The 4,843-nt window shown below is 74.9% G+C and carries 5 protein-coding genes; 1 reads left to right on the top strand and 4 read right to left on the bottom strand.

The genetic code is table 11. The annotated features are described in order from the left end of the window. From AB8Z36_RS29935 to AB8Z36_RS29925, 3 genes are all read right to left on the bottom strand, one after another. Positions 1 to 1,255: L-aspartate oxidase (locus AB8Z36_RS29935; protein ID WP_369216519.1), on the bottom strand; the 1,255-nt coding region annotated here is incomplete at its 3' end. Continuing rightward, positions 1,252 to 2,256, bottom strand: a complete 1,005-nt coding sequence (gene panC, locus AB8Z36_RS29930; protein WP_369216518.1) for a pantoate--beta-alanine ligase — start codon at positions 2,254 to 2,256, stop codon at positions 1,252 to 1,254. The genes AB8Z36_RS29935 and panC, both read right to left, overlap by 4 nt. Further along, a complete protein-coding gene (locus AB8Z36_RS29925) occupies positions 2,253 to 3,191 on the bottom strand; it encodes a Rossmann-like and DUF2520 domain-containing protein (RefSeq protein WP_369216517.1) in 939 nt (312 codons plus the stop codon). Before AB8Z36_RS29925 ends, panC begins: the two co-directional genes overlap by 4 nt. 146 nt (positions 3,192 to 3,337) lie before the next feature. On the opposite strand from AB8Z36_RS29925, the gene AB8Z36_RS29920 reads away from it, so the two are divergent. After that, positions 3,338 to 4,582 (top strand): threonine aldolase family protein, encoded by a 1,245-nt coding sequence (locus tag AB8Z36_RS29920; RefSeq protein ID WP_369216516.1) that lies wholly within the window; start codon positions 3,338 to 3,340, stop codon positions 4,580 to 4,582. Here AB8Z36_RS29920 and AB8Z36_RS29915 read toward each other — a convergent pair. Further along, complete coding sequence (locus tag AB8Z36_RS29915) at positions 4,521 to 4,766, bottom strand: hypothetical protein (protein ID WP_369216515.1); 246 nt, start codon at positions 4,764 to 4,766, stop codon at positions 4,521 to 4,523. The two genes, AB8Z36_RS29920 and AB8Z36_RS29915, sit on opposite strands and share 62 nt — an antisense overlap. Positions 4,767 to 4,843: the final 77 nt, after the last annotated feature.

Raw genomic sequence — 4,843 nt, 5'->3', positions numbered from 1 at the left:
CCGCGTGCCGGGCCGCGATGTCGGCGGCGATGCGCTCGGCGTAGACCAGGCCTTCGAGCAGGGAGTTGGAGGCGAGGCGGTTGGCGCCGTGCACTCCGGTGCAGGCGACCTCGCCGCAGGCGTAGAGCCCGGGGACGGTGGTGCGGCCGTGCGGGTCCGTGCGGACGCCGCCGGAGGCGTAGTGCGCGGCGGGGGCGACCGGGATGGGTTCGGTGACGGGGTCGATGCCGTGGGCGCGGCAGGCGGCGAGGATGGTCGGGAAGCGGTTCTCCCACATGGTGGCGCCGAAGTGCCTGGCGTCGAGGTACATGTGTTCGGTGCCCCGCTCCTGCATGCGGCGCGTGATGCCCTTGGCGACGATGTCGCGGGGCGCCAGCTCGGCCAGCTCGTGCTGTCCCACCATGAAGCGCACGCCGTCGGCGTCCACCAGGTGCGCGCCCTCGCCCCTGACCGCTTCGGAGACGAGCGGCTGCTGGCCCTCCGCGTCCGCGCCGAGGAAGAGCACCGTCGGGTGGAACTGCACGAACTCCAGGTCGGAGACCTCGGCGCCGGCGCGCAGGGCGAGCGCGACGCCGTCGCCCGTGGACACCGAGGGGTTGGTCGTGGCCGAGAAGACCTGGCCCATGCCGCCGGTCGCGAGGACCACCGCGGGGGCGTGGACGGCGCCCACGCCGTCGTGCTGGCCCTCCCCCATGACGTGCAGGGAGACGCCGGCCGTGCGGCCGTCGGCGTCCGTGAGGAGGTCAAGGACCAGCGCGTTCTCCACCGTCGGGATGCCGCGGGCGCGGACGGCCTCGACCAGGGCGCGGGAGATCTCCGCGCCGGTGGCGTCGCCGCCCGCGTGCGCGATGCGGCGGCGGTGGTGGCCGCCCTCGCGGGTCAGCTCGATGGCGCCCCCGGGACCCGTGTCGAAGTGGGCGCCGGTCTCGATCAGGCGGCGGACGGCGTCGGGGCCTTCGGTGACGAGGGTGCGCACGGCCTCCTCGTCGCAGAGGCCCGCGCCCGCCACGAGGGTGTCGTCCAGGTGCTGTGCGGGGGTGTCGCCCTCGCCGATGGCCGCGGCGATGCCGCCCTGTGCCCAGCGCGTGGAGCCGTCGTCGAGGCGGGCCTTGGTCACCACGACGGTCCGCAGACCGGCCGCCGCGCACCGCAGGGCGGCGGTGAGACCGGCCACGCCGGAGCCGACGACCACGACGTCGGCGTCGAGGGACCAGCCAGGGGCGGGCGCGTGCAGCCGTATTCCGGTGGCACTCATACGGCGTCTCCGAAGGTGAGCGGGATGTTGTCGATCAGCCGTGTCGTGCCGACCCTGGCGGCGACGGCGAGGATGGCCTCGCCGGTGTGGCCCGCGCGGACCTCCCGGAAGTCGGCCGGGTCGACGAGCGCCACATAGTCGAGTTCGAGCGGGGGCCGCAGGCGTGCGGCGTCGTCGAGGACGAGCCGGGCCGCGGCGACGACGGCGGCGGGGCCGCCGGACGCGGAGGGCGTCGCGGACTGGGCCACGGCGTGGGCGTCGGCCGCCGCGCGGGACTCCCCGATGGCGTTCAGCGCGTCGGCACGCGCGCGGGTGGCGGGGGCGCTCGCGGCACGCGCGCGCAGGGCCTCCTGGGCGGCGTGCCGGTCGAGGCCGGCGAAGAGGGCCTGGGAGAGGGCGAGGGCGGTGCGCCGCTCGTCCCGTGAGAGGTAGCGGTTGCGGCTGGACAGGGCCAGGCCGTCGTCCTCGCGCACGGTGGGCACGCCGATGATCTTCGCGTCGAAGTTCAGGTCGCGTGCCATGCGGCGGATCAGGGCGAGCTGCTGGGCGTCCTTCTGGCCGAACAGCGCCACGTCGGGCCGGGTGAGGTGCAGGAGCTTGGCGACGACGGTCAGCATGCCGTCGAAGTGCCCGGGGCGTGTGGCTCCTTCGAGGACCGTGCCCATGGGGCCCGCGCTCACCCGGACCTGCGGCTCGCCGCCCGGATAGACCTCGTCGACGCCGGGGGCGAACACGGTGTCCGCGCCCGCCTGTTCGGCGATCTTGACGTCGGCTTCCAGGGTGCGCGGATAGCGGTCCAGGTCCTCGCCCGCCCCGAACTGGAGCGGGTTCACGAAGACGGTGACGACGACCTCGCCCTCGGGCCCCGCGACGCGGCGGGCGGCGCGGATCAGCGAGGCGTGTCCGTCGTGCAGGGCGCCCATGGTCATGACGACGGCTCTGCGGCGCCCGGGCGCGCGGGTGCGCAGGGGCTCGGCGGTGTGCACGAGGGTGGTGGTCATCGCTCTCCCCTCGCGGGCCCGCCCGTGGCGCCCGTACCGTCGGCGAGCACCCCGAGGAGGTCCTCGGCGAGCTCCGGCTTGAGCAGTCCGTGGGCGAGCGCGCGGTCGGCGGTGGCGCGGGCCATCGCGAGGTACCCGGCGACGGTCTGCGGGGCGTGCCTGCGCAACTCGGCGACATGGGCGGCGACCGTGCCCGCGTCGCCGCGCGCGACGGGGCCGGTGAGGGCGGCGTCGCCCGAGCGCAGCGCGTTGTCCAGAGCGGCGCCGAGCAGCGGGCCGAGCATGCGGTCCGGGGCCGTGACTCCGGCGTCGCGCAGCAGGTCCATGGCCTCGGCGACCAGGGTGACCAGGTGGTTCGCGCCGAGTGCGAGGGCCGCGTGGTAGAGCGGGCGGCTCTCCTCGGCGATCCACTCGGGCTCGCCGCCCATCTCGATGACCAGGGCCTCGGCGGCGAGCCGCAGCTCTTCGGGCGCGGTCACCCCGAAGGAGCAGCCTGCCAGGCGCTGCACGTCGACGGAGGTGCCGGTGAAGGTCATGGCGGGGTGCAGCGCGAGCSGCAGCGCGCCGGCCCGCAGCGCCGGTTCGAGGACCTTCGTGCCGTACCGCCCCGACGTGTGCACGAGGAGCTGTCCCTGGCGGACGGCGCCGGTCTCCGCGAGGCCTTCGACCAGGCCGGGCAGGGCGTCGTCGGGGACGGTCAGGAGCACCAGGTCGGACCGCTTGAGGACCTCGGCGGGGGTGACGAGGGGGACGTCGGGCAGCAGGGCGGCGGCCCGCCGTACGGAGGCGTCGGAGACCCCGGACGCGGCGACCGGGCGGTGCCCGGCGAGCTTCAGCGACGCGGCGAGCGCGGGGCCGACGCGGCCCGCTCCCACGACTCCCACCGTGAGCCTCGCGGGGCGGTCCCGCGGGTCCGGCTGATGCGATGCGTTCACGCGATGACGCCTTCCGTTCCAGTCCGCTCGGGGTACCGGACGATTTCTCGTCATGCTAACGCGATCGGCCGGTGCCGCGTCTTCCGCTGTCCACAGGCTGTGGTTATCAGTGTGACCGGTACGGGCGGGCGCGCCATGCTCGGAACATGACTTCGAACGACGCGGCACAGACATCCCTCGGTCACCGGACCGGCCCCTCCGGTGACGCATCCGGCGCGTCCGAGGACCCCGGCACACCGGATGAGGAGCGGAACGCGCAGGCGAGGCGCCTCGCGGCGGCCCGTGGCGCCACCCGCACCCTGAACCGCTCGCACGCGCACGTGCCGCTCACCGAGCGCCTCTCCGCGCTCGCGGCGGCGGCCCCCGGGTTCGTCGGCCCGGAGGAGGCCGTCGACATCTACGGCAACGGCGTCGTCGCCGCTCTGGAGGACGAGGTCGCGCGCCTGCTCGGCAAGGAGGCCGCGGCCTTCTTCCCGACGGGCACCATGGCGCAGCAGGTCGCCCTGCGCTGCTGGGCGGGCCGTACGGGGAACGCGACGGTGGCGCTGCACCCCATGGCGCATCCCGAGGTCCACGAGGGAGGCGCCTTCGGCGCGGTCAGCGGTCTGCGCTCGGTGCATCCGACGACCGAGCCGCGCCTGCCCACGGCGGAGGAGGTACGGGACTTCCCCGAGCCCTTCGGCACACTGATGCTCGAACTGCCGCTCAGGGACGCCGGTTTCGTCCTCCCCGAGTGGGAGGAGCTGGCAGCGGTGGTGGAGGCGGCGCGCGAGCGGGACGCGGTCGTCCACTTCGACGGCGCCCGCCTGTGGGAGTGCCCCACCCACTTCGGGCGCCCCCTGACGGAGATCGCGGGCCTCGCGGACACCGTGTACGTGTCGTTCTACAAGTCCCTCGAAGGGCTGAGCGGGGCCGCCCTCGCGGGGCCCCGGACGCTCGTGGAGGAGGCCAAGGTGTGGCGCCACCGCTACGGGGGCCAGCTCTTCCAGCAGTTCCCCGCCGCCGTATCGGCCCTGGTCGGGATCGACCGCGTACTGCCGAGGCTGCCCGTCTACGTGGCCCACGCGCGCGTGGTGGCCGACGCCCTGCGCGCGGGGTTCGCCGCCGCCGGGGTGCCCTGGTCGCGGGTGCACCCCGAGCGACCGCACACCCACCAGTTCCAGGTCTGGCTGCCGTACGGACCGGAGGCGCTGAGCGAGGCCGCGCTCGGGCAGGCGGAGGAGACGAAGACCCATCTCTTCGGCCGCTGGTTCGCCGAGGGGCCGCCCGGCCTCTCGGTCACGGAGGTCACCGTGACCGAGGAGGGCCTGGCCTGGACAGCCGACGACGTCAGGGAAGCGGTCGCGGAGTTCGTGCGACGGCTGCCCGCGGCCGGCGCGCGTCGCGGATGAACCTGCTCAGCGCGGAGCGGACGCGGCCATGGGCGGGGCGTTCGGCGATGACGGCGCGGAAGCGTCCGTAGTCGCGGAYCTCGCGGGCGGCCTGCCAGTCGTGGAGTCCCGGCGCGGGCGGCCTGGGCTCGCCGTGCTGGGCGGCGCGGTAGGTGTCGAGCAGGTGCTGCTGGGTGACGCTCATGGCGTACCACCTTTCGCAATAAATCGTACTTATCGGGCGGCGAAGGGTTAGAGGGGCAGGGGTGCCCGACTCAGGGG

Origin of the sequence: Streptomyces flavofungini, from assembly GCF_041028215.1 — a bacterium.
GTDB classification, from domain to species: domain Bacteria; phylum Actinomycetota; class Actinomycetes; order Streptomycetales; family Streptomycetaceae; genus Streptomyces; species Streptomyces flavofungini_B.
This window is presented reverse-complemented; position numbering and strand designations above follow the sequence as displayed.

What these genes read in the sequence shown, in the direction of transcription:
- panC (WP_369216518.1), bottom strand. Translation starts at nt 2,256, where the DNA reads ATGACCACCACCCTCGTGCACACCGCCGAGCCCCTGCGCACCCGCGCG.
- AB8Z36_RS29920 (WP_369216516.1), top strand. Translation starts at nt 3,338, where the DNA reads ATGACTTCGAACGACGCGGCACAGACATCCCTCGGTCACCGGACCGGC.